A 21,832-nucleotide genomic window follows, 5' to 3' on the forward strand; every position below is an offset into this window, starting at 1 on the left:
CGACCCCATCCGATCGGTGAAGCGAGTGCGCTCTAGTCCTGCGCGATATGAGCGAACAGGAACCAGCGGTCCTTGACGAGACCCCGCTCGATCTCGACGAGCACGTCCTGGCTGGACACGTCGATGTCCTCCAGGTCGGTGATGCCCTTGTGCAGGACCTCGAGAGTGGCGTCGATCTGCGAGACGACCTGAGCGATCGTGTCGGGGATGCTCTGGAACCCGTCGTTCAGGGCGGGTGTGGTGGTGCTGGATGCGACGGTGCCGGTGCGGCCGTCGACGGGCAGGCCGAGGGCGACGACGCGCTCCGCGACGAGGTCGGCCCACTCGCGCACGTGGTCGACGTAGACGTCGAGCAGCTCGTGGATTCCGATGAAGTTGGGACCGCGGACGTGCCAGTGAGCCTGCTTGCCATCGACGCTCATGGCGGTGAGGTTGACGACGAGGGGCTGGAGGAACTGGGCAACTCCAGCGGCCACGTCAGCTCCCCAGATGGACTCGGTCTTGTGGGCGACTGTGGTGGTGTCGGTCATGTGTGTCCCTTTCCTTGTACTGACAAACCCAACGCTACGCGCCTGGGAATTGTTCGCAAGCAAGCTGAGCCTGGGCTTACCCGCGACCGCCGTGCCTGCACTCGGTTCACGGCAGGGCGGGGGCTAACCCCCGGCGTGGTTCGGGAGGCGGCTCCCTGCCGACGGCGCCACCGGATCGTCAAGCTCGAGGTGCAGCGAATCTGACGGGAAACACCTGGTCGGCTGCCAGACTGAAGAGGAACCCATGAGCACCGAATCCGCAGCCCTAGCCGGGGACGCCGCGACTCCCGCCGTCGCCGTGGAGCCAACGCGACCGCGCGCGTTCTACTGGAGGCTCTGGTCGACGGTGCCGCGCGAGCTCGGCTATCTGGTGCCGGCGTTCCCGATCGCTCTGGCGGTCAGCATGATCCTCATCACCGCGTTCTCCGGTGCTGCCAGCCTGATCGCGGTCTTCGTCGGCGTCATCCTCGTGCCGTTCGTTCTCCTCGGGGCGCGCTTCGCCGGCCGATTCGACGTCGCGCGGCTCCGTTACACGGGTCTGCCCCGCTTCGACGAACCGCGTCTCGACCCGCCCTTCCGCGGTAAGCCGTTCACCCGCGCGCTCGTCGACGTGACCGCGAATCCCCACAACTGGCTGGCTTACGTTCACGGCGCCCTCATCGCTCCGACCATCGCGCTCGTGTCGTTCACCATCTGGTTCACCTGGGTCGCAACCACGCTGGCGCTGGTGCTCACGCCGATCTGGCTGCTCATCCCCTTCTCCCGAGGAAGCGGGGGGTTGGGCGGCTATCCCAGCGTCCAGGCCGGTGAGTGGAACATCGCCCAGGCCCTCAACTACGCGATGGGCAGGGGAGACAGCCCGGGCCTGGCGGTGGGTCTCGTGATTCTGACCGCCGTCGTCGGCCTGATGCTTCTCGCCCTGTTCCCGTTCGTCAGCCGTGGCCTCACCTGGGCTCACTGGGGTGCGGCTCGCCTCCTGCTCTCGCGCTTCCGGTCGGAGGAGATGGGCGAGGAGGTCGCGGCCCTCAGCGAATCACGTCGAGCCGCCGTCGTCGCCGAGGATCAGGCGCTGCGCCGCCTGGAGCGCGACATCCACGACGGCCCTCAGCAGCGTCTGCTGCGGCTCCAGCTCGACCTGGCCAGTGCGGAACGCCGGCTCGAGGAGGATCCCGAGAAGACGCGCGAGCTCCTCGCCTCCGCGCGGGTGATGACGCAGGACGCGCTCAACGAGCTTCGGGCGCTGACGCAGGGATTCGCGCCGCCCATCCTCCAGGACCGCGGGCTCGCGGCGGCCCTCGAGTCGCTCGGCAGTCGGAGCGCGGTGCCCGTCGATGTCCGGGTCGATCTCGGGTCGGCGGACCTGCCCAGCGAGGTCGAGCGCGGCGCCTACTTCGTCGCGGCCGAACTGGTCAGCAACGCCGTCAAGCATTCGTCGGCGTCCCGGATCGGGCTGCTCGCCCGAGTGCAGGACGGATCCGACGGTGAACCGGTCGGGCGCACGCTCCGGATCACGGTCGACGACGACGGAACGGGCGGCGCCCGGCCTGTCGCGGGCCACGGCCTCGCCGGCCTGACCGAACGCGTGACCGGAATGCGCGGCACGCTCTCGATCGACAGTCCGGTGGGTGGGCCCACGCGGGTGACCGCGATCCTGCCGCTGCAGGCGTCGCCCGACACGTCGATAGCCTGATTTCCGTGAGCGATACCACGAGGCCCCTGCGCGTGCTGCTGGCCGAGGATTCGGTGCTGCTGCGCGAGGGCCTCGTGCGCGTTCTCGCCGAAGCCGGTTTCGAGACGGTCGCCGCAGTCGGTGACGCGACGGAGCTCGATGCGCTGATCGCCTCGAAGCAGCCCGATGTGGCGGTGCTCGATGTGCGGATGCCTCCCACCTTCCGTGACGAGGGGGTCAAGGCGGCGCTGCGGCTGAGGCGCACGCATCCCCGACTCGGCATCCTGCTGCTCAGTCAGTACGTCGAGGGCGCCTACGCCCGCGAACTGCTCGAATCGGGGACCGGGGGAGTCGGCTACCTGCTCAAAGACCGCGTCGCCTCGCTCGACGAACTGCGTGACGCGATCGAGCGCGTGGCGGCGGGCGGCACCGCGCTCGACCCTCTCGTCGTCAGCGAGATGATCGCCCGGCGTCACGACCCCATCGCGAACCTGACCCCTCGCGAAGCCGATGTGCTCGCGCTGATGGCCGAGGGACGCACGAACCAGGCCATCGCGTCGGCGTTGGTGATCGGGACCGGCGCGGTCGAGAAGAACGTGACGAGCATCTTCCAGAAACTCGGGCTCGAGGATTCCGGATCCGAGCACCGACGCGTGCTCGCGGTGCTGGCCTTCCTGCAGCGCTGAGGCGGCCTTCCCGGATGCGTCGGGGATACTGACGGGATGGCATCGGCGGCAGAGGTGACGACGAGGTGGTTCGACCACCGCCTCATCCGGGCCGCGCGGATCGTGGTCGGAGTCGGCGTCTTCGGCACGGTGATCGCGAACATGTTCATCGTCGCCGGGCACCCGGGCGGCCTCGATCTCGGCAACTACCTGAGCTTCTTCACCAACCTCAGCAATCTGATCGCCGGGGTTGTTTTCGTGGTCTCGGGTGCGTTCGTCCGCGACCGTCTGCCCGCGTGGTGGGACGGCGTCCGCGGTGCGATGGCCCTGTACCTCGGGCTCGCCGGCGTGGTATTCGCCCTGCTCCTGCAGTGGCTCCCGAGCGCGGGGACGATCACACCGTGGGTCAATGCGATCGTGCACCTCGGCATGCCGATCCTCGCGGTGCTCGACTGGCTTCTCATCCCCTCAATCAGGGCGGCGCCCTGGTGGCGGCCCCTCGCCTGGCTGGCCTTCCCGCTCGCCTACCTCGTCTACACGCTGATCCGGGGGCCCATCGTCGACTGGTACCCGTACGACTTCGTCGACCCGCGGCTGTGGGGCGGGTACGAGCGACTGGTCAGGACGACCGGGGTCGTCGTCCTCGGCTTCCTCGCCGGGGCGATCGTGCTCGATATGCTCGGTCGCGTGCGATTCCGTCTCGCGATCCGCGCTGAACGGCGTTCCGTTGCGGCCGGAGGCTCGACCGTGTCGGTGGAGAGGGATAGCGTTCGGCGCTGACGGGCCAGGATGCCCGCCTCGGTCGCATCGCGATCCGATGGCCGCGAATCAGATGGAGCGAGAATGCCTCTCGAGCACATCAATCCCGACACCATGCACTCGAATCCCGCGTTCTCGCAGGCCACCCTGGTGTCCGGCGGCCGCACCCTCTACATCGGCGAGCAGAACGGGGTGGATGAGCACGGGGCCATCGTCGAGGGCGGAGCGCGGGCCCAGGCGCTTCAGGCTCTCGACCAGGTGAAGCGCCTCCTCGCCGCGGTCGGGGCCACACAGGCCGACGTCGCGGTGCTCCGGGTGTTCTACGGGCGCGACGTCGAGCTTCAGGACATCATGTCGGCGTCGATGGAGGCGTGGGGACCGCACCCCACCGCACTCACCGTCGTCCAGGTGCACGCGCTGGCTCGCGCCGGCGCGCTCGTCGGCATCGAGGCCATCGCTCACCTGGCGTAACCGGGGGTCGCCCGGTACCGCCCCGAGGTCGAACGGAAGGGCGGAACCGGGCGATTCTCTGCCGGTGCTACTCGGCGGTGTCGGTGGTCGGCTTGCGACGAGAGCGGGGCGACGACTCGCTGATGGCTTCGCCGATCGCCGTGCCGGTCGCGCGTCCCGTGATCAGGTCGGCGATGTCGATCCCGACGAGGTCCTTGATGATCTGGGTGCTCGTCGCGAGCTGGCCGCTCACGCTCTGGTTCAGTGCCGACGTGGGGTTGCCCTCGGACGAGATGATCGTCATCTGACCGACACCGGCGAGAGGCTCGCCCGCGGCGCGCACGATCTCGGGCAGCTGGGCGATGATCTGCTGACGGAGGAGGTCGAGCGACTGCTCGGCGAGAGCCTCCGCCTTCGCACGGGTCGCCTCGGCCTCGGCGGTACCCGTTGCACGGATCGACGCGGCCTCGGCTTCACCTTCGGCCCGGAGGGCCTCGGCTGCGGCGAATCGGCGGTTCTTGTCTGCGAGACCTTCGGCCTCGATCGCCTCGGCGGCGGCACGACGGCGGTTGCGGTCGGCGACACCTTCGGTCTCGATGGCCTCGGCGGCCGACTTGCGGGCGTCACGCAGGGCGTTGGCGTTGGCGATCGCCGCGGCGGCATCCGCCTCGGCCTTCTTCTGGATCGAGTACGCCTCGGCGTCGGCGACCGCGCGGATCTCGGCGTCGAGCTCCTGCTTGCGGAGTCCGACGCGCTTTCCCGCGGTGACCTCCTGCTGCGCCACGACCTCCTGCTGGGCGATCGCCTCGGCGAGAGGAGCCGCCGCGGCGGCTTCGGCGCGAGCCTTATCGGTCTCCTTCTGGATCTCGGCGCGGCGCAGGTCGAGGCGGCGCTGCGACTCGGCGACGGCCTGGTCGGCGCCGATACGAGCCTCTTCCGATGCCTGGCGGGACACGGACTCGGCGATCTCGGCGACCTGCTTCACGCGGGCGGCCTCGCCACGACCGAGGTCGCGGATGTATCCGTTGTCGTCGTCGATCTCCTTGATCTGCAGGGTGTCGATCTGGAGACCCTGGACATCGAGCGACTCGCGCACGGCCTCGAGGACCTGGCCCTGCAGGGCGGACCGGTTGGTGATGATCTCGGTGACGGTCAGCTGACCGACGATGGAGCGGACCGAACCGCTGAGGACCTCTTCGGTCGAGGACTCGATCTGGTCCTGCTGGTTGAGGAACCGCTGTGCGGCCGCGCGGACCATGCTCTCGGAACCGCCGACCTTCACGACGGCGACGGCGTTCACGCGGATGGTGATGGCGTCGCGCGTCTGCGCGGTGGCCTGCACGTTGAGCTGCCGGCTGCGGAGGCTGAGCTTGAAGTACGCCTCGACGACGGGCTTGACGAAGACACGCGATCCGAAGACCACCCGCTGCCCGGCGTTCTCGTCGAGCTCGGAACCGGTCTTCGCCCCCTTCTGCCGTGAGGTGACGATGATGGCCTCGTCGGGCTTCGCCACTTTGATGCCGCGGAGGACGACGACGAGCACGATGAGGGCGACGACGACGATGACGCCGATGAGAATTGCGGGTCCGATCAGGTCGGAATTTGCTTCGATCACGAAACCAGTATGTCGTGACGGAGTATGCGTCCGAAAGTATGGAGAGCGAAAAGATGCCCCGGATCAGGCGGCGAGGTGATCGCGGATCCAGTTTCCGGCGTCATCGGGCGAGAGGCGGCCCTCGCGGAGGAGGCGGGAGAACTCGAGCGCGGCATCGCTGAGGCGCCCGTCGGCGGAGCCGGCCGGATCCCTCAGCACGTGTCGGGAGCTCCATGCGGCGAGTCTCTCGCCGAGCAGCACGGGCGCGACGGCGACACCGGCGAAGTGTCGAACCTGGCCGCGGGTGCCGTCATCGAATTCGGCACGGAACCCCGACCCGGTGAACCGGTTGCGACCGCCGGTCGCCAGGTCCCTGTATCCGAGCAGGCCAGGGCGGATGCGTGCGCAGTTCCAGGCGAAGGCCCGCAGGAAGGGGCGAGGGGCGAGCTCGCGCGCCGCGAGCCGATCGGCGACCCGCGCCATCCGCTCGACGGCGGTCACCTCGTCCACAGCTCCAGTCTGCCCGGCGCTGTCTGCGAGACGGGTGTCCGGGGCGCGGCGGCACCGTCGAGCGCCGTCCGATCCGACCGGTCGGTGCGATGAGCCGCGCGACGGACCAGCTCTCAGCGCAGAAGGTAGGTTGCGGTTCCCTGGGCATCGACTCGGATCTGGCCACCCTGGAATTCCTGGGTCGTCACTCCACCGGACGTGACCGCGTCGGCCTTCGGGTAAGCGAGCGGGCCGCTCTCCCAGCCCGTGGTGCCCCATAGAGTGCGCACCGCGCCCGATGTGGCATGGGCGCCGGTGGTGGGCGACCAGTGCACGGATCCGCCGGCGAAGTCCTGATAGCACCCGTTGCCGCGCAACCCGCAGCTCTGGGCGGAGATCGGCCAGCCGAGTACACCCGTCTGCGCACCGACGCGGCTGTAGGCGGCTCCGGTCTCGCCGCGGTCGACCAGCTGGACCGCACCCGCCGAGGTGGCGAAGACCGTCTGGCCCTGGAACTGCTGGACGATTCCCGTCGACGACACCACCGCGTCGGCCGAGGGGTATCCGAGGAAGCCGGACTCCCAGCCCGTCGACGCCCAGTAGGAGCGGATGGTCGACCAGGTGGCGTGAGCACCCGTCGCGGGGGACCAGTGGATCGAGCCGTTCGTGAAGTCCTAGTAGCAGCCGTTCCTGAGCAGACCGCAGCGCTGCTGGTTCGCGGGCCAACCCAGCACGCCTGTCTGCGAACCCGCACGGCCGTAGGCGGCACCGGTCTCGCCGCGGTCGACGGTGCGCACGGCGCCGCTCGCCAGCGCGTAGACGGTCTGTCCCTGGAACTGCTGCTGCGTGCCGTCGGCAATGGTCACGGCATCACCGGTCGGATAGCCGAGCGAGCTGTTCTCCCAGCCCTGTGCGGCCCAGTAGCTGCGGATTGCTCCGGAGGTCGCGTGGGCTCCGCCGGCCGGTGACCAGTGGATCGATCCGCCCTCGAAGTCCTGATAGCAGCCGTTTCTCGGCAGCCCGCAGCGCTGCTGATTCGTCGGCCAGCCGAGCGCGCCCGTTTCCGAGCCGTTCCTCGCGTACGCGGCACCCGTCTCTCCACGGTGGACCAGCAGGATCGAGCCCGTGCAGCGCCTCCGCCGATCGCCGCTCTCGGCGAGCGTCGGCCGAGCGCGCGGAGACCCTTTCGAAGCCCGCGAATCTGTACCCCCATACAGCACCCCCGCAGCGATCGTAGACATCGGGCGCCTCGCTGGGGTGGGTTCGGCCCGAATTGGGGGCGACGTCGGCCCGGCCCATTTCGTCCGCCGCGAGCGGTGTCGGGTTCCGATCAGGCCCCCCCCGCATATCGTGAGCGGACGTTCACGACGAAGGAGCACCACCATGAACACGTCCTCACTCATCAACCAGGTCAACGAGTCGCTTGCCGCGCTCGGCGAGGGCCCGTTCACCACGGTGGACAGCACGGAGTCGGGTGAGGGTGCAGTAGTGACGGGGCACCTCGACGGGCGCCTGCTCCGCATCGAGTTCGTCGAAGAGGGAAGCGGCGACGGTCCGGAGAAGGGCCACACCGTCGAGGTCATCGACGACGCGACCGGCGAGAGCCTCGGCAAGGGCCGCGGCGACTCGACATTCGCCGACGCCATCTCCTCGCACAGCTGGGCGGGAACCGTCGAGGCCCTCAAGAAGCTGAGCTGACAACTCGGCTGAACGAAGGCCGCGCAGCGCGTACCGAGACCCTGCCCGCGATGCTGCAGCTACCCGCACCTCCAGACGCCCCGGCAAGATGGCCGCGTGGACGGTGAGCCCTTAGAACGACGAGTCTCTCGCTGGGACGGCGAGGCCGACGTCGCCGACCACCTCCGATCGACGATTCGCATCTCCTGCGGTTACGCAGGAACAGTCCTCTGGTTCGTGGGCGGCCCTGTCGACTATCCGGACTCCGGTCTCAGCGATCAGCTGTGCGACGACTTGGCGGAGTGGGAGCGCGTCTACGACGAGGCGATGGTCCCAGACTTCGCGTGGGGTTCCATCGACAAGGAGCGAGCGCACTCCGAGGAGGGGCTTCGTCTGGCACGCGTGGTGGCGGAGGAGGTCGGCGATGCATTCGAGGTAGAGGTCGATGACCCCGACAGTTCCGATTCCGGGCGGATCAAGGGAGTCGGGCAGGGCGCTAATCCGGCGGCAGCCGCAGCGTTCCGTGAACTCGTGAGGCAGGACCTCGAGGTGGCAGGACGAATCCAGCGAGCCAGAGAGAATGGGGCCCAGCTCTACTTCACGCACCTTCCGCCGGATGAGGGCGGACTCCAGCCGGACTAGTGAAAGGGAACGGACGCGTCCCCTTACTACTTTCGCGGGGTCCGTTCGTAGCCGCGCGGCGTCCGCATCCCGTCGCGAAATGAGAACGCGAACTGGATCACCACCAGCGGAAACGTGGTGAAGGTGAACCAGAACGCGGGGTAGCCGAATACGAGTCCGCCGATCCCGACAAGGGCCGCGGCGACCCACAGCGGGGCAAGGACCTTCTGCCATGTGGCCATTCGCTTCCACCAACGGGGCCGTAGTGACGACTCCGTCATTGCTTGGCTCTCCGACGCCGCACGACGAACAGCCGGATGGCATCCAGCATCAGAGCCAGCGCGCCTCCGCCGATCAGGACCCATCCGACGACGTCCGACCCGTCAAGATCCGTTGGGAAGAGGTAGACAAGTCCGAGCAGGATCAGCAGGCCGGAGCTCACGTATTCGATGGCAGGATGCATGAGCCATCGCGTGCCGCGAGGCATTCTGGAGACGAAGTCGTCCTTGTCCTCCATAGGAGGAGCTTGGCACCCGGTACGACCACGAGCAAACCGCTTGATGGAGGGGATGACGGGAATCGAACCCGCGTGATCAGTTTGGAAGACTGAGGCTCTACCATTGAGCTACATCCCCGGATGCCCGGCTTTCCAGCCGAACAAGCGGTGAAAGCCTAACGCATCCGCTGGCCCGTTTTCGGACGCACGTCGCGGGGAGTCGCGTCAGCCGTGACCTCGCCGCCCTCGTCGCGGGCTACTTGCCGGACAGGATGCTGGCCCTCGCCGCCTCATGCTCCGCGTCGGTGATCGTGCCCTGCTCGTGCAGGCGGTCGACCTCCGAAAGGCGAGCTTCGAGCGGGCGGTCAGCGGCGAGAAGCCGCGAATCCATCGCCTTCGTCGCGAGATCGGCCTGAAGAGTCAGCGGGTTGTGGCCAGACCGCCTCACTCGCACGACGCCCCGCACAACCATCACGATGATCGCGACGAAGACGATCGCGATCACGATCGGGATCGCCGTGAACAGGAAGTCGACGTTGCCGAGATTGTCGTTGGGGAGCATTGGTTCTCCTCTTTTCGTTCGTCGGACATCTTCAACACTTCGCCGCCGCGGCTGGTGCGTCAAGCGCACTCAGGGGACGCGGAGCGTTCCTGAGGTCGCTCGACCGGCTATGCCAACCGCGCCCAACGCAGATCGAGGAGTCCGGCGACGACACCGGGCTCGAGAGCGCGACATCCAACGAGAGAAGAGCCTCATCTCGTTGATTCGTGTTCGGGGGACGGTCTGGTAGGAGGCGTCCAGCACCGGGCACGGCGACTCGGCTAGACTTCCTGCGGCCTTATCAGCGAGCCCGCTTCTTCAGGCCGGGTCGCGTGCGACCGGGGCGTAGCTCAGCTTGGTAGAGCGCCCGCTTTGGGAGCGGGAGGCCGCAGGTTCAAATCCTGTCGCCCCGACTGTTCGCAGCGCGAGCCACTCAGATGTCATCTTCGAACAAGGAATTCACATGGTCACGTCCACCGTTGAGAAGCTGAGCCCCACGCGGGTCAAGGTCGCCATCTCGGTGACGCCCGAGGAGTTCAAGCCCAGCATCGATCACGCCTACAAGCACATCGCCGAGCAGGTCTCGATCCCGGGCTTCCGCAAGGGCAAGGTGCCGCCGCCCATCATCGACCAGCGCGTCGGCAAGGCCGCCGTCATCGAGCACGCCGTCAACGAGGGCCTCGACCGCTACTACCGCGAGGCGATGGCCGACAACGACCTCAAGCCGCTCGGCCGCCCGAACGCCGACGTCACCAAGCTCCCCGAAATCTCCGACTACTCGGGCGACCTCGAGATCACCGTCGAGGTCGACGTGCGCCCCGAATTCGACCTCCCCGACTACGAGAACCTCACCCTCACCGTTGCGGCCGCCGAGGTCAGCGACGACGAGATCAACGAGGAGCTCGAGCGTCTCCGCGCCCGCTTCGGCACGCTGATCACCGTCGACCGCCCCGCCAAGACCGGTGACTTCGCCCAGCTCGACCTGGTCGCCACCATCGACGGCAACGAGGTCGACTCGGCCAACGCGATCTCCTACGAGATCGGATCCGGCGAGCTGCTCGAGGGCATGGACGAGGCGCTCGACACCCTCACCGCCGGCGAGGAGACGACCTTCAACTCGAACCTCCTCGGTGGCGAGCACGAGGGCGAGACCGCCGAGATCACCGTCAAGCTGATCGCCGTCAAGGAGCGCGAGCTCCCCGAGGCCGACGACGACTTCGCTCAGATGGCCAGCGAGTTCGACACGCTCGACGAGCTGAAGGAGCAGCTGCGCGAGCAGGTCGCCCGCTCCAAGTCGTTCAGCCAGGCGACCGAGGCCCGCAACCAGCTCGTCGAGAAGCTCCTCGAGCAGGTCGAGATCCCCGTCCCCGCATCGCTCATCGAGGACGAGGTGCACCGTCACCTCGAGCAGGAGAACCGCCTCGAGGACGACGCGCACCGCGCCGAGGTCACCGAGTCCAGCGAGGCCACCTTCCGTCAGCAGATCCTCCTCGACGCGATCGCCGAGAAGGAGCAGGTCCGCGTCGGTCAGGGCGAGCTCACCAACTACGTCATCCAGGCCGCGTCGCAGTACGGCATGCAGCCGCAGGAGTTCGCCGACGTGCTGCAGCAGAACGGGCAGCTCCCCGGCGTCATCGCCGAGGTCACCCGCTCCAAGGCTCTGGCGGTCATGCTCGGCAAGGCGAAGGTCGTCGACACCGAGGGTGCCGACGTCGACCTCTCCGACTTCGCCGCGACCGAGGACGAGGGCGAGGAGTTCGACGTCTCCGCTGCAACCGCCGCTCTGCAGGACGCCAACAGTCACGATCACGACGGTCACGACCACGATGGTCACAACCACTGATCAACCGTTGCACCGGAGATGCCGTCGCGAAAGCGGCGGCATCTCCGCGTTAAACCGCTTCGGTCATGTGATGGATCGGCTCGTCGCCGTCAATGCGCCGCCCACGAGCGGGGCACCCGGTCGCGTGACGTCCCCATTCGCCGTCCCGTCGGCAACCTCGACGACATCTCCCTCACGGATGGTCAACCCACCGGGGATGGTGAACACCCCGGATTCGCCATCGAGGCGGCCGAGGCTCACACGGGTGGCGCCGTCGCGTGAGACGAGCCAGACCTCTCGGTAGCCCTCCGAGACGGGCGCCCCCTCGATGGTCACGCGCATCTGATATCCGCCGGCCAGCGAATGCTCGAGCACAGCTCGTCCTGAGGCGTCGCCCCGGCCCTGCGCGGGATCGAGGGTCGCGCTGGCGACAGCCGGCGGCGTGTTCTGGCCGAAGGTCAGAGCCGAGATCCCGCCGATCGACAACGCGACGATCAGTGTCGCCGCGAGCACCCCGGCGACGATGCGCACGCCGATGCGGCGGCCCCGCCGTGGACCTTCTCCCTCGTCCTCGTAGTCGTCCAGCTCGGGGATCGGGTCGTGGCCGGCGGGAGACAGGTCGGCGTCGAGGTCGCGCAGCACCAGCTCCGCGTCGGCCGCCTGTGATCGCTCATCCCGCATTTCGCTCAACTCCCGCACTCGAAGATCCGACATCGTCCAGTGTGGGGCCTCGCGGCGGGGGAACGACTGAGTCAGTCGCGGGAAAGCGGGGAGAATGGGCGGTGGACGGACCCGGATCGCCTCTCGAGCCGAATGTCCGCCACGTCGTCAGTGCTGACGGCGGACGATCCCGACAGAGAGAGTGCGACCAGTGCCCACCGTGCCCCTGGCCCTCGTGACGCAGTTCCTGCGACTGACCCGCGCCAATCGCACCTACGTCACCGCGGAGGGTGCGCGACGTCGAGTTCACGCAAGCGAGCTGCGGCCGGAGAAGTACGGCCCGCCGGCTCGCCTGAGATCCGACGTCGCCGTGACGGTGCGACATGACCACCCGTGGCCCGTCTACACGGTCACCCCGACGACACGGACCGCCCGCGGCAGCGTCGTGTACCTGCACGGCGGGGGATGGGTCGGCGAGATCGTCGTCCAGCACTGGCAGCTCGCGGCCCAGATCGCGGCAGAGGCGGGCACGACCGTGACGGTGCCCATCTACCCTCTCGTCCCCTTCGGCAACGCGCGCGAGGCGGCGGAGGGGGTGACGGCGCTGGTGCTGTCGAACGAGGACCGGTACGGCGACACGTGTCTGGCCGGCGACTCGGCGGGCGGTCAGATCGCCCTGTCCGCGGCGCTGGAGCTGCTGCACCGGCACGGGATGGTCGTGCCGCGCACCGAGCTGATCGCACCCGCTCTGGACCTCACCTGGAGCAACCCGCGCATCCCGGTCGTGCAGCCGACCGACCCGTGGCTCGGAACGCCGGGCGGCAGAGTACTGGCCGAGTACTGGCGCGGGGACCTCGACATCCTCGACCCGCTGGTCAGCCCGCTCATGGGAGACCCGACCGGACTCGGACCGATCTCCGTCTTCACGGGCACGCGGGACGTCCTGAATCCTGACGCGCACCTGCTCGCCGCGAAGGCCGCCGAAGCGGGCGTCTCACTCGACTTCCATGAGCAGGTCGGACAGCTCCACAACTACCCGCTTCTGCCGACGAAGGTCGGCGCGTCCGCCCGGAAGGTCATCGTGGCCGACCTCCATCACGCCATCTGGAAGGTCGGCTGACCCGGCGGTTGTTCGTCGATCGCGAGTGGCCTCGGTCAGGTCAGTGCTCCACGGACGATCGAGGTGCCCGAGTGGGTCGGGTCGCCGTCGAGCACCTCCTGCGACACGTCGACGATGTCGTAGGCGGACAGGTCGACGCCCTCGGGGACGGTGAAGCGGCCTTCCTTTCCGTCGAGCACGCCGAGACTGACGAGCGCGCTCGCGTCACGGGTCAGCAGCCACACCTCCCGGTAGCCGTCGCTCGGAACGGTGGCGTCGAGGGTCACGTGCACGTCGAGGCTCCCGTCGGGCTTCTCCTCGAGCACTGCCTCACCGCTCGCATCGCCCCAGTCGGGAAGCGGTTCCAGAACGGCGGAGGCGAGGACCCGGGCCGAGTTCGACGTGACCGTCCAGACGATGGATCCGCCGAGCACTGCGAGTCCGGCGATGGCAGCGGCGAGCCCGAAGGCGATCAGGCGCCGTTTCGCGCGGCTCCGACGAACGGGCGTGCCCGGGTGGTGAGCGTGATCCGGGGCATCGGCGTCGATCCCGACGTCGACAGCATCGACAGCGTCGACCGCGGCCGCGCTCAACCCCAGTTCGTCGCGGATCGACTGCCAGACCTGCGGGCCCGGTTGGACCAGCCGTTCGTCGCCCATCGAGCTTCGCCCCACCTGAACCGCTGCGAGCAACTCCGCGAACGTCGACTGGCAGTCCGGGCAGTTCGCGAGATGGTCGACGAGATCGCTGCCGACATCTTCGCCGAGGGCATGGAGGGCGAGGAGCTCGGCGTCCGAGTGCTCCTGGCGTTCAGCGCCTGACATAGCTCGCCTCCAAGCGCCGGCGCAGCCTCTCGAGGCTCCGCCTGATCGAGCTCTTGACGCTACCGAGGGGGAGCCCCAGTCGCTCCGCGATCTGCACGTGTGTCAGATCATCGAAGAATGCGAGCCGGATGACCTGCTGCGATTGAGGATCGAGCCGGGCGATCTCGTCGGCGACGAGCAGGCGGTCGGCGAGGTCGATGTCGTGGATCGGCTCGTCGAATAGGCCGGCCGCGATGGCTCTGTCCTGCAGTTCACGCACCCGAGCCCGGGCGGCGTGGGAATCCGCGATCTTCTTCCTCGCGATGCCGACGATCCAGGCCGGGAGCGGCGCCTTGGCGCGGTCGTACCCGGTTCGGCCGGTCCATGCGGCGACGAAGGTCTTCTGCGTCACGTCCTCTGCCTCTCCGACATCCGCGAGCGAGCGGAGCGCGAGGGTGTGGACCAGTGCCGCCCACCGTCGGTAGGCCTCCTCCAGTGCCCGTTCGTCGCCCGCGAGGAACGACGACTCGAGGTCCTCATCCTCGAAGTCACCCTGCGCATCCGCACTCATCGGGCGCACCCGTTCCTCGTCGTCGGGGGCTGCATCACAGCACCGGGCTCGCGGTCACGACCACGTTGTCCGAGTAGGTGAGAGCCGTCTCGTCGAAGGTACCCCCACAGGTGATCAGGACGAGACGACTGGGACCCGACCTCTCGAAGAGTTCCGCGGCGGGCAGGGCGTCCTTGGCGAAGGCGGAGAGACCGTCGACGCGATACAGATGCGAGCCGCCATCCGACCCGATCACGGTGATCTCGGACCCGGGAACGAGATCCCTCAGCCGTGCGAACGGTCCGAGACCGTAGCGGAGCGAGTCGACATGAGCGGCGATCACCGTGCTGCCTGCGCCGCTCCGCGGATCCGAACCCCATCGATACCACCCGGCGACCGAAGGATCGTCGGGGACCTCCATCTCCCCGTCGGTCTTCACGCCGACCGGCAAAACGCCCATGTCGATCCCGATCTCCGGGATCTGCACGCGGGCGGGGGGAGTGCTGACGGGAAGGCTGAGGGTCGAAAGCGAGGCACTCGCGACGGGGACGTCGACCACCGCGGTCGGCCGAGGAGTCGGCGCCGCCGAGGCGGTCGCGGCGGGTGTCAGCCTGAACGAGCGGACGGGTTCGTCGTCCGAGACCGATCCTGAGAAGGTCACCGCCCAGGCGACGAGCGCGACCAGTGAGCCGGAGACGAGCAGCAGCCCGAGTCCCCGTCTCACCGGTCGCGCCGCCATCGTCAGCGCCCGGTGCTCGGCGCGCGGCGCAGTGCGAGTGCCGCGCCTGTCGCGCCTACCGCGAGGATCCCGACGAGAGCCGCGAGCGCGAGGAGCGGCGAGGAGCCGCCCGTCGCCGCCAGGCCGGCCTCACCGGTGTTCACGCCGTCCGGAGAGGAGTGCAGACCGCTGATCGTCTGGACAGCCAGCGCGAGGTTCCCGTCCTCAGCGCTGCCCCATGCGTAGACGATGGTGTTGGTGCCTTCCGTGATCGGCACGTCGGCGGGGCCGATCACCGGCTGAGTGGTGCCCGCGAGCGCGACCGCCGCCGAGACCGTGCTGACCGGCAGGTCGAGTGACGCCTCCTTCGGGTTGACGAGCCCGCTCACGACCGCCGTGCCGCCGGCGAGGATGTCGACGGCCGGGGCCGCTGCCGTGTGCCGGACGGTTAGACGTCCCTCACCCGGTGCCGTGGTCGACAGATCGTTGGTGAACAGCGTCGCCGACGGCTCCCCGGCCTCGGTCAGGTGCGCGACCGCCGTGTAGCTCGTGTTCGCCGCCAGGGTCACATCGACCGGACCGATGACGGGTGAGCTGATGTCGGTGGCGTCCGGTGCGGTGATGACGATCGAGTAGGCGCCGGCAGGCAGGTCGAGAGGTCCGGCGAGGTCCCCCGGGGCGAAGTCGTCGAGAGTGAGCTCGCCGTTGACCCACACGTCGACGGGTGTGTCGGGGATGGCATGCAGGACGGAGAGGTCCGCCGAAGTGCCCGAGATGGCGAATGCGGGGGAGCCGGCGAGGGCCAGGGACGCGGCAGCGCCCACCACCGCTCCCCGCAGGATTGTCTTCTTCACGTTGGTTCCTCCTCGATGAAGGGGGCGCTCTGCCCTCTCGACACCTCTTCCCGGGATGAGGGCATCGCGGATGCACGCGTGCTTCAGTGCTCAGCGTTTTCACAGCTTGAGATGGCGGACCGGCCTCAACCGCGGAGCGGCGGGCGACCCGAGCGATCGGGAGATCAGCCTGCTCAGAGAACCGGCGAGGCCGTCCCGGCGAATCTCTGCCGAGGGCGAACAGCGGCTTTCGGCGGTGTTCACTTCGATAGATTCGTCAGGACTTAACAACGTACAAGGAGTGCACCAATGGCCGATCCCGTCATGCAGCCCAACGTCTTCGACCGCCTTCTCCGCGACCGCATCATCTGGCTCGGATCAGAGGTGCGCGACGACAACGCCAATGAGATCGCGGCCAAGCTCCTGCTCCTCGCGGCGGAGGACCCCGAGAAGGACATCTTCCTCTACATCAACTCGCCCGGTGGGTCGATCACCGCCGGCATGGCCATCTACGACACGATGCAGTTCGTGCCCAACGACATCGTCACCGTCGGAATCGGCATGGCCGCGTCGATGGGGCAGCTCCTGCTGACCGCGGGCACCAAGGGCAAGCGCTACATCACCCCCAACGCCCGCGTCCTGCTCCACCAGCCCCACGGCGGATTCGGTGGAACCGCGAGCGACATCCAGACCCAGGCCCAGCTGATCCTCGACATGAAGAAGCGCCTGGCCGAGATCACCGCCTCCCAGACCGGCAAGAGCGTCGAGCAGGTCAACGCCGATGGTGACCGCGACCGCTGGTTCAGTGCCCAGGAGGCGCTCGAATACGGCTTCGTGGACCACATCCGCGAGTCCGCGAGCGACGTCATCGGCGGCGGCGGAACCCTCGACGCGCCCAGCAAGGGCCAGCTGTAGCAGTCACCGAGACAGAAACGGAAACGACCACGAACATGAGCAACTACGACTTCGGTGGCACGGCGTTCCAGAACGGCCAGGAACCCGGCTCCCGCTACATCCTCCCCACCTTCGAGGAGCGCACCGCCTACGGGTACAAGCGCCAGGACCCCTACGCCAAGCTCTTCGAGGACCGCATCATCTTCCTCGGCGTGCAGGTCGATGACGCGTCGGCCGACGACATCATGGCCCAGCTCCTCGTCCTCGAGAGCCAGGACCCCGACCGCGACATCGTGATGTACATCAACTCGCCCGGTGGATCCTTCACCGCCATGACGGCGATCTACGACACGATGCAGTACATCCGCCCGCACATCCAGACGGTCGTGCTCGGCCAGGCCGCATCGGCCGCCGCCGTGCTGACCGCGGCGGGCACACCCGGCAAGCGTCTCGCCCTGCCCAACGCCCGCATCCTGATCCACCAGCCCGCAACGGGTGACGCGGGTCGTGGCCAGGCGTCCGACATCGAGATCCAGGCGCGAGAGATCATGCGCATGCGCGAATGGCTCGAGGAGACGCTCTCGAAGCACTCGAACCGCACGGTCGAGCAGGTCAACAAGGACATCGATCGCGACAAGATCCTCGGCGCGTCCGAGGCTCTCGAGTACGGCCTGATCGACCAGGTCCTGACCAGCCGCAAGAGCCTGCCGGCTCTCGCCAAGTAGCCTCCGGGCTCCGTCAGAACAGCACAACGGAAGGGCCGTCGGGAAACCGGCGGCCCTTCCGGCGTTTGCGCGCGGTTCCCCGGTCCATCCGTGAGAAGGCTCGATGACCGGTGCGGGAACTCGACGCGCTGACTCGCAGCATTGACCCCTGATGTCCGAAGCAGAGGTTAGGCTCTTTCCACGGCTACAGCTCTGGACACAGAGCACCGGGAGGGATACAGCACATGGCGCGGATCGGGGAAAGCGCAGACCTGCTCAAGTGCTCCTTCTGTGGCAAGAGCCAGAAGCAGGTGCAGCAACTGATCGCCGGTCCCGGCGTGTACATCTGCGACGAGTGCGTCGAGCTGTGCAACGAGATCATCGAGGAGCGTCTCGCCGAGGTCGGCGAAGAGGCCACCAGCGAGTTCGACCTCCCGAAGCCCAAGGAGATCTACGGCTTCCTCGAGGAGTACGTGATCGGTCAGGAACAGGCCAAGCGGGCCCTGTCGGTGGCGGTGTACAACCACTACAAGCGCATCCGTTCGCGCCAGACCCTCACCGCGGCCGAGGCGCTGAACGACGACATCGAGATCGCCAAGAGCAACATCCTGCTCATCGGTCCCACGGGCTGCGGCAAGACCTACCTCGCGCAGACTCTCGCCAAGCGTCTCAACGTCCCGTTCGCGGTCGCCGACGCGACGGCGCTGACCGAGGCGGGCTACGTCGGTGAAGACGTCGAGAACATCCTCCTCAAGCTCATCCAGGCCGCCGACTACGACGTCAAGCGCGCCGAGACGGGCATCATCTACATCGACGAGGTCGACAAGATCGCCCGCAAGGCCGAGAACCCGTCGATCACACGTGATGTGTCGGGCGAGGGCGTCCAGCAGGCGCTGCTGAAGATCCTCGAGGGCACGGTCGCCTCGGTTCCGCCGCAGGGCGGCCGCAAGCACCCGCACCAGGAGTTCATCCAGGTCGACACCACCAACGTGCTCTTCATCGTCGCCGGTGCGTTCTCGGGTCTCGAGGAGATCATCTCCAACCGTGCCGGCAAGAAGGGCATCGGCTTCGGAGCGCCCCTTCACAGCAAGGGCGATGACCTCAACCTCTTCAGCGAGGTCCTCCCCGAGGACCTGCACAAGTTCGGTCTGATCCCCGAGTTCATCGGGCGCCTTCCCGTCGTCACGACGGTCACCCCGCTCGACCAGCACGCCCTCATGGAGATCCTCACCGTCCCGAAGAACGCCCTGGTCAAGCAGTACCAGCGCATGTTCGAGATCGACGGCGTCGAGCTCGAATTCGATCGGGGTGCTCTCGAAGCGATCGCCGATCTGGCAGTGCTTCGTCAGACAGGGGCACGAGGTCTGCGCGCAATCCTCGAAGAGGTCCTCGGCCCGATCATGTTCGAGGTCCCCTCGAGTGACGAGGTCGGTCGTGTGGTCATCACGCGAGCCTCCGTCGCCGAGAATGCGGCACCCACGATCGTTCCGCGCACCCCGATGCGCACCGAGAAGAGCGCCTGACCCGAGGGTCCCTCCAGTACCGTCCCCGGGTCGAGCGGCGCCCCGCGGCGGTGGGCGCTGAGTCGCGGTCGAGCGCGACGCCTCAGATAGTGAAGCTGAGGAAGTCGTATCCGGTTGCGCCGTCGGGCAGCACGCCCTGTCGGGTCGCGATCTGCACCATTCCCTCGGCATCCGTCGCCCGGACCGTTGCGGTGTGAGTGCCGGTCACGCCGGTCAGATCGATGCGCCACTGCCGCCAGGTGTCGACCGTCAGCTCACCGGCGAGCTGAGCGAGCTGCCATTCGCCGTCGTCGATCTGGACCTCGACGGCTGAGATCCCGACATGCGGCGACCACGCCACACCGGCGAGGGTGACGCTCGACGCGTCGGGATCGGTGCGTGCGACATCGATGCGGCTCGAGAGCTTGACGGGGCCCTTCGCCCCCCAGCCCCGCTGCGTCCAGTACGCGTCGACCTCGTCGAACCGGGTCACCTTCAGTTCGACGACCCACTTGGTCGCGGAGACGTAGCCGTACAGTCCCGGCACCACGAGACGGGCGGGGAACCCGTGCTCGGGCGGAAGAGGTTCGCCGTTCATCGCCACGGCGACGATCGCGTTCCTGTCGTCGGTGAGAGCCTCGATGGGCGTGCCCGCGGTGAAGGAGTCGGAGCTGATCGAGAGCACCATGTCGGCATCCGGCAGCGGCCGTGCGCGCTGTAGCAGCAGGCGCACCGGGTAGCCGAGCCACTTGGCCGTCGAGATCAGGTCGCCGCCGACCTCATTGGAGACGCAGCTGAGCGTCGCATAGCTCTCTTCCAATGGAAGGGCGAGCAACTCGTCCCAGGAGATCTCGATCTCCTCCTCGACCATGCCCGTGATCCGCAGCGACCATTCCGCGGGGTCGATCTCGGGGACGACGAGGGCGGTGTCGATCCGGTAGAACGCGTCGTTCGAAGTGATGAGCGGCGAGATGCCGGGGATGTCGAAGGAGGCGTCGGCCGGGACCGCGGACACCGCGGTCGACGGCTTCGGGAGCGTGATCGATCCGATGAGCTCTCGGGCACGCCGTGCCGATGCGCCCGCCCACTGCCCGACGGCGACCGCGGCGATACCGGCGATGGAGAGGACGCCCGCTGTCCGGAGGAACGCACGCCGCTCGATCCGACCGTTCTGCGCAGCTTCCGCGGCGGCTCGTTCGGGGGAGATGTAGACGGTCCGGCGGGGCCCGCGCAGGATCCTCCGGAGCACGAGGGCGGCGACGACCGTGCCGGCCGCGGCGGGCACCGTGGCGAGGAGACCGGCATCGGGACGGCTGGCGGTGGCGAAGACGCCCAGCACGCCGAAGGCGGCGATGAGCAGCGTGCCGAAAGGGGGACGGCGGCGCTCGAGCATGCCGATCGGGAATGCGAGAGATGCGATGACGATAACGAGGAGAGTGATGAGCGCGGGTTTGTCGGCGGTGCCGAACAGCCCGATCATCGTCTCCTTCGCCCACGGGGGAGCGAGATCGATGACGATCGCGCCAACCGAGGCGAGCGGGCTCGAGGTCGGTGCGAAGATCCCGGCGAGCAGCTCGGCCGTACCCACTCCGACGAGTGCTGCGGCGACGCCGGCCGGCCCCGCCGCGACTGACCGCGCAACGCTCATTTCGTGAGGGTAGCGCGGCAGTTCGAGTGCCTCTCTCAGCGACGGGGCCCGATTTCGCGGGGCGCCCCGCTGTCTCGCAGGCTTCCGCGACCTAGGCTGGACCTGTGGAGAACGCGGGTTACGTGCATGGACACCATGAGTCCGTCCTGCGCTCGCACAGCTGGCGCACCGTCGAGAACTCCGCGCACTACCTGATCCACCACCTGCACGGCGGATTCGACATCCTCGACGTCGGCAGCGGACCCGGCACGATCTCGGTCGACCTCGCCGATCGGGTGGCTCCCGGCAGGGTCGTCGGTGTCGACGCGGCGGAATCGGTGGTGCGGGGGGCACGTGAGCTCGCCGAGTCGCGTGGACTGCGCAACGTGCGCTTCGTCACGGGCGATGCCTACGACCTCCCCTTCCAGGACGACACGTTCGACATCGCTCACGCGCATCAGGTGCTGCAGCACCTGGAGGACCCGATCGCAGTGCTCCGCGAGATGGCCCGCGTCGTCAAGCCGGGCGGTATCGTCGCCGCGCGCGACGTCGACTACGGCGGGTCGATCTGGTACCCGGCCAGCGACGGCCTCGCTGAGTGGAAAGACCTGTACGACCGCGTCGCCCGTGCCGGCGGCGGCGAGCCCGACGCAGGGCGTCGGCTGCTGGCCTGGGCGCACGAGGCGGGCTTCGCCGAAGTCGTCGCCACCGGTTCGATCTGGGCGTTCTCCTCTGACGAGGACCGCGCCTGGTGGGGCGGGCTGTGGGCCGACCGGGTGATCGAGTCCGACTTCGCGGCACGAGCGATCGCCATCGGCGCCACTCAGGCCGACCTTCAGCGCATCGCCGACGCCTGGCGCGCCTGGTCGGCGAACCCGGACGGCTGGTTCTCCTTCCCGCACGGCGAGATCATCGCAACGGTCCGCTGACCCGCTCAGCGAATTCATCGGCGCCGTTCTGGCGAGTCCGAGGGCGGCGAACGTAGCCTTCAGGAAGAAGCGTCGCGGTAACCGAGGCCGCATCCGGCCCCCGCTGGCGCGGGATGGACGACACCATGACTCGCACGATGGACATGATGATGGCGATGCCGATGAGCGGCAGCACCATGAGTGAGATGGACATGATGGCG

Annotated in this window: 26 protein-coding genes, 2 tRNA genes and 1 pseudogene; 13 read left to right on the top strand and 16 right to left on the bottom strand. The window is 68.1% G+C overall.

The window, feature by feature from the left end:
- Nucleotides 1-32 precede the first annotated feature (32 nt).
- The gene (locus DDQ50_RS09495) at nt 33-530 is read right to left on the bottom strand and encodes a Dps family protein (RefSeq protein WP_116756499.1); all 498 of its coding nucleotides are present in this window, start codon (nt 528-530) and stop codon (nt 33-35) included.
- Nucleotides 531-774: 244 nt separating this feature from the next.
- On the opposite strand from DDQ50_RS09495, the gene DDQ50_RS09500 reads away from it, so the two are divergent.
- The 4 genes from DDQ50_RS09500 to DDQ50_RS09515 all read left to right on the top strand — a co-directional run bounded on the left by DDQ50_RS09500 (nt 775) and on the right by DDQ50_RS09515 (nt 4,094).
- Entirely contained in the window at nt 775-2,220 is a 1,446-nt protein-coding gene (locus DDQ50_RS09500; protein ID WP_116756500.1) for a sensor histidine kinase, read from the top strand.
- Nucleotides 2,220-2,885, top strand: coding sequence for a response regulator (locus DDQ50_RS09505; protein ID WP_377940305.1), 666 nt, complete (start codon nt 2,220-2,222; stop codon nt 2,883-2,885). Before DDQ50_RS09500 ends, DDQ50_RS09505 begins: the two co-directional genes overlap by 1 nt.
- A 36-nt stretch (nt 2,886-2,921) precedes the next feature.
- Nucleotides 2,922-3,644 carry a Pr6Pr family membrane protein gene (locus DDQ50_RS09510; RefSeq protein WP_116756502.1) on the top strand — a complete coding sequence of 241 codons (723 nt, stop codon included), beginning with the start codon at nt 2,922-2,924 and terminating at the stop codon, nt 3,642-3,644.
- Nucleotides 3,645-3,707: 63 nt separating this feature from the next.
- Nucleotides 3,708-4,094 (top strand): RidA family protein, encoded by a 387-nt coding sequence (locus tag DDQ50_RS09515; protein WP_116756503.1) that lies wholly within the window; start codon nt 3,708-3,710, stop codon nt 4,092-4,094.
- Nucleotides 4,095-4,161: 67 nt separating this feature from the next.
- Here DDQ50_RS09515 and DDQ50_RS09520 read toward each other — a convergent pair whose 3' ends face one another.
- The 5 genes and pseudogenes from DDQ50_RS09520 to DDQ50_RS17265 form a co-directional block, all read right to left on the bottom strand.
- Entirely contained in the window at nt 4,162-5,688 is a 1,527-nt protein-coding gene (locus DDQ50_RS09520) for an SPFH domain-containing protein (RefSeq protein ID WP_116756504.1), read from the bottom strand.
- Between the two features lie 63 nt (nt 5,689-5,751).
- Nucleotides 5,752-6,177 carry a hypothetical protein gene (locus DDQ50_RS09525; protein WP_116756505.1) on the bottom strand — a complete coding sequence of 142 codons (426 nt, stop codon included), beginning with the start codon at nt 6,175-6,177 and terminating at the stop codon, nt 5,752-5,754.
- 113 nt (nt 6,178-6,290) lie between these two features.
- The gene (locus DDQ50_RS09530) at nt 6,291-6,767 is read right to left on the bottom strand and encodes an LGFP repeat-containing protein (RefSeq protein ID WP_377940304.1); all 477 of its coding nucleotides are present in this window, start codon (nt 6,765-6,767) and stop codon (nt 6,291-6,293) included.
- A pseudogene (locus DDQ50_RS17685) lies at nt 6,741-6,818 on the bottom strand (hypothetical protein); the annotation flags it as partial. The gene DDQ50_RS09530 and the pseudogene DDQ50_RS17685, both read right to left, overlap by 27 nt.
- A 12-nt stretch (nt 6,819-6,830) precedes the next feature.
- Nucleotides 6,831-7,397 (bottom strand): LGFP repeat-containing protein, encoded by a 567-nt coding sequence (locus DDQ50_RS17265; protein WP_165829767.1) that lies wholly within the window; start codon nt 7,395-7,397, stop codon nt 6,831-6,833.
- A 142-nt stretch (nt 7,398-7,539) separates the two neighbouring features.
- Here DDQ50_RS17265 and DDQ50_RS17270 point away from each other — a divergent pair, with 142 nt between their 5' ends.
- Together DDQ50_RS17270 and DDQ50_RS09545 are read left to right on the top strand one after the other, a co-directional pair.
- On the top strand, nt 7,540-7,854 hold the full coding sequence (locus DDQ50_RS17270) for a hypothetical protein (protein ID WP_165829768.1): 315 nt from the start codon (nt 7,540-7,542) through the stop codon (nt 7,852-7,854).
- A gap of 96 nt (nt 7,855-7,950) precedes the next feature.
- The gene (locus DDQ50_RS09545; RefSeq protein ID WP_116756508.1) at nt 7,951-8,475 is read left to right on the top strand and encodes a hypothetical protein; all 525 of its coding nucleotides are present in this window, start codon (nt 7,951-7,953) and stop codon (nt 8,473-8,475) included.
- A gap of 26 nt (nt 8,476-8,501) precedes the next feature.
- Here DDQ50_RS09545 and DDQ50_RS09550 read toward each other — a convergent pair whose 3' ends face one another.
- From DDQ50_RS09550 to DDQ50_RS09565, 4 genes are all read right to left on the bottom strand, one after another.
- The gene (locus DDQ50_RS09550) at nt 8,502-8,696 is read right to left on the bottom strand and encodes a hypothetical protein (RefSeq protein ID WP_116756509.1); all 195 of its coding nucleotides are present in this window, start codon (nt 8,694-8,696) and stop codon (nt 8,502-8,504) included.
- A 35-nt stretch (nt 8,697-8,731) separates the two neighbouring features.
- Nucleotides 8,732-8,971, bottom strand: coding sequence for a hypothetical protein (locus tag DDQ50_RS09555; RefSeq protein ID WP_116756510.1), 240 nt, complete (start codon nt 8,969-8,971; stop codon nt 8,732-8,734).
- 44 nt (nt 8,972-9,015) lie between these two features.
- Nucleotides 9,016-9,089: transfer RNA gene (locus DDQ50_RS09560), tRNA-Gly, on the bottom strand.
- Between the two features lie 117 nt (nt 9,090-9,206).
- Nucleotides 9,207-9,512: a hypothetical protein gene (locus tag DDQ50_RS09565; protein WP_116756511.1), complete on the bottom strand. Its 306-nt coding sequence runs from the start codon at nt 9,510-9,512 to the stop codon at nt 9,207-9,209.
- Nucleotides 9,513-9,830: 318 nt separating this feature from the next.
- Between DDQ50_RS09565 and DDQ50_RS09570 the strand changes: the two genes are divergently transcribed.
- Nucleotides 9,831-9,904 (top strand) — tRNA-Pro (locus DDQ50_RS09570).
- Nucleotides 9,905-9,954: 50 nt separating this feature from the next.
- A complete protein-coding gene (tig, locus tag DDQ50_RS09575; protein WP_116756512.1) occupies nt 9,955-11,334 on the top strand; it encodes a trigger factor in 1,380 nt (459 codons plus the stop codon).
- Nucleotides 11,335-11,397: 63 nt separating this feature from the next.
- Here the strand turns inward: tig and DDQ50_RS09580 are convergent, their stop codons facing one another.
- Nucleotides 11,398-12,027: an anti-sigma factor gene (locus tag DDQ50_RS09580; RefSeq protein WP_116756513.1), complete on the bottom strand. Its 630-nt coding sequence runs from the start codon at nt 12,025-12,027 to the stop codon at nt 11,398-11,400.
- Between the two features lie 157 nt (nt 12,028-12,184).
- Here DDQ50_RS09580 and DDQ50_RS09585 point away from each other — a divergent pair, with 157 nt between their 5' ends.
- Nucleotides 12,185-13,093 carry an alpha/beta hydrolase fold domain-containing protein gene (locus DDQ50_RS09585; protein ID WP_240614330.1) on the top strand — a complete coding sequence of 303 codons (909 nt, stop codon included), beginning with the start codon at nt 12,185-12,187 and terminating at the stop codon, nt 13,091-13,093.
- Nucleotides 13,094-13,128: 35 nt separating this feature from the next.
- Here DDQ50_RS09585 and DDQ50_RS09590 read toward each other — a convergent pair whose 3' ends face one another.
- The 4 genes from DDQ50_RS09590 to DDQ50_RS09605 are packed head-to-tail and all read right to left on the bottom strand — an operon-like array spanning nt 13,129 to nt 15,997.
- Complete coding sequence (locus DDQ50_RS09590; RefSeq protein WP_116756515.1) at nt 13,129-13,896, bottom strand: anti-sigma factor; 768 nt, start codon at nt 13,894-13,896, stop codon at nt 13,129-13,131.
- Nucleotides 13,883-14,446, bottom strand: a complete 564-nt coding sequence (locus DDQ50_RS09595) for an RNA polymerase sigma factor (protein ID WP_116756516.1) — start codon at nt 14,444-14,446, stop codon at nt 13,883-13,885. The genes DDQ50_RS09590 and DDQ50_RS09595 overlap by 14 nt, the downstream gene beginning before the upstream one ends.
- Nucleotides 14,447-14,480: 34 nt before the next feature.
- Nucleotides 14,481-15,149, bottom strand: coding sequence for a class F sortase (locus DDQ50_RS09600; RefSeq protein WP_240614331.1), 669 nt, complete (start codon nt 15,147-15,149; stop codon nt 14,481-14,483).
- A 17-nt stretch (nt 15,150-15,166) separates the two neighbouring features.
- On the bottom strand, nt 15,167-15,997 hold the full coding sequence (locus DDQ50_RS09605) for a DUF4397 domain-containing protein (protein ID WP_116756518.1): 831 nt from the start codon (nt 15,995-15,997) through the stop codon (nt 15,167-15,169).
- Between the two features lie 288 nt (nt 15,998-16,285).
- Between DDQ50_RS09605 and DDQ50_RS09610 the strand changes: the two genes are divergently transcribed.
- The 3 genes from DDQ50_RS09610 (at nt 16,286) to clpX (ending at nt 19,097) form a co-directional block, all read left to right on the top strand.
- Nucleotides 16,286-16,891 (top strand): ATP-dependent Clp protease proteolytic subunit, encoded by a 606-nt coding sequence (locus DDQ50_RS09610; protein ID WP_116756519.1) that lies wholly within the window; start codon nt 16,286-16,288, stop codon nt 16,889-16,891.
- 35 nt (nt 16,892-16,926) lie between these two features.
- On the top strand, nt 16,927-17,595 hold the full coding sequence (locus DDQ50_RS09615) for an ATP-dependent Clp protease proteolytic subunit (protein WP_116756520.1): 669 nt from the start codon (nt 16,927-16,929) through the stop codon (nt 17,593-17,595).
- 224 nt (nt 17,596-17,819) lie between these two features.
- Entirely contained in the window at nt 17,820-19,097 is a 1,278-nt protein-coding gene (clpX, locus tag DDQ50_RS09620; RefSeq protein ID WP_116756521.1) for an ATP-dependent Clp protease ATP-binding subunit ClpX, read from the top strand.
- Between the two features lie 82 nt (nt 19,098-19,179).
- Here the strand turns inward: clpX and DDQ50_RS09625 are convergent, their stop codons facing one another.
- Nucleotides 19,180-20,724, bottom strand: coding sequence for a molybdopterin-dependent oxidoreductase (locus DDQ50_RS09625; RefSeq protein WP_116756522.1), 1,545 nt, complete (start codon nt 20,722-20,724; stop codon nt 19,180-19,182).
- Between the two features lie 104 nt (nt 20,725-20,828).
- On the opposite strand from DDQ50_RS09625, the gene DDQ50_RS09630 reads away from it, so the two are divergent.
- Complete coding sequence (locus tag DDQ50_RS09630) at nt 20,829-21,632, top strand: methyltransferase domain-containing protein (protein ID WP_116756523.1); 804 nt, start codon at nt 20,829-20,831, stop codon at nt 21,630-21,632.
- Nucleotides 21,633-21,832 lie beyond the last annotated feature (200 nt).

Source organism: Amnibacterium flavum (assembly GCF_003097495.1).
Lineage (GTDB): Bacteria > Actinomycetota > Actinomycetes > Actinomycetales > Microbacteriaceae > Naasia > Naasia flava.

Excerpts from the sequence above, each read along its gene's own strand:
- DDQ50_RS09495 (WP_116756499.1), bottom strand. The coding sequence starts at position 530 with ATGACCGACACCACCACAGTCGCCCACAAGACCGAGTCCATCTGGGGA.
- DDQ50_RS09500 (WP_116756500.1), top strand. The coding sequence starts at position 775 with ATGAGCACCGAATCCGCAGCCCTAGCCGGGGACGCCGCGACTCCCGCC.
- DDQ50_RS09510 (WP_116756502.1), top strand. The coding sequence starts at position 2,922 with ATGGCATCGGCGGCAGAGGTGACGACGAGGTGGTTCGACCACCGCCTC.
- DDQ50_RS09515 (WP_116756503.1), top strand. The coding sequence starts at position 3,708 with ATGCCTCTCGAGCACATCAATCCCGACACCATGCACTCGAATCCCGCG.
- DDQ50_RS17265 (WP_165829767.1), bottom strand. The coding sequence starts at position 7,397 with ATGTCTACGATCGCTGCGGGGGTGCTGTATGGGGGTACAGATTCGCGG.
- DDQ50_RS17270 (WP_165829768.1), top strand. The coding sequence starts at position 7,540 with ATGAACACGTCCTCACTCATCAACCAGGTCAACGAGTCGCTTGCCGCG.
- DDQ50_RS09550 (WP_116756509.1), bottom strand. The coding sequence starts at position 8,696 with ATGGCCACATGGCAGAAGGTCCTTGCCCCGCTGTGGGTCGCCGCGGCC.
- DDQ50_RS09555 (WP_116756510.1), bottom strand. The coding sequence starts at position 8,971 with ATGGAGGACAAGGACGACTTCGTCTCCAGAATGCCTCGCGGCACGCGA.
- DDQ50_RS09565 (WP_116756511.1), bottom strand. The coding sequence starts at position 9,512 with ATGCTCCCCAACGACAATCTCGGCAACGTCGACTTCCTGTTCACGGCG.
- tig (WP_116756512.1), top strand. The coding sequence starts at position 9,955 with ATGGTCACGTCCACCGTTGAGAAGCTGAGCCCCACGCGGGTCAAGGTC.
- DDQ50_RS09580 (WP_116756513.1), bottom strand. The coding sequence starts at position 12,027 with ATGTCGGATCTTCGAGTGCGGGAGTTGAGCGAAATGCGGGATGAGCGA.
- DDQ50_RS09590 (WP_116756515.1), bottom strand. The coding sequence starts at position 13,896 with ATGTCAGGCGCTGAACGCCAGGAGCACTCGGACGCCGAGCTCCTCGCC.
- DDQ50_RS09595 (WP_116756516.1), bottom strand. The coding sequence starts at position 14,446 with ATGAGTGCGGATGCGCAGGGTGACTTCGAGGATGAGGACCTCGAGTCG.
- DDQ50_RS09610 (WP_116756519.1), top strand. The coding sequence starts at position 16,286 with ATGGCCGATCCCGTCATGCAGCCCAACGTCTTCGACCGCCTTCTCCGC.
- DDQ50_RS09615 (WP_116756520.1), top strand. The coding sequence starts at position 16,927 with ATGAGCAACTACGACTTCGGTGGCACGGCGTTCCAGAACGGCCAGGAA.
- clpX (WP_116756521.1), top strand. The coding sequence starts at position 17,820 with ATGGCGCGGATCGGGGAAAGCGCAGACCTGCTCAAGTGCTCCTTCTGT.
- DDQ50_RS09625 (WP_116756522.1), bottom strand. The coding sequence starts at position 20,724 with ATGAGCGTTGCGCGGTCAGTCGCGGCGGGGCCGGCCGGCGTCGCCGCA.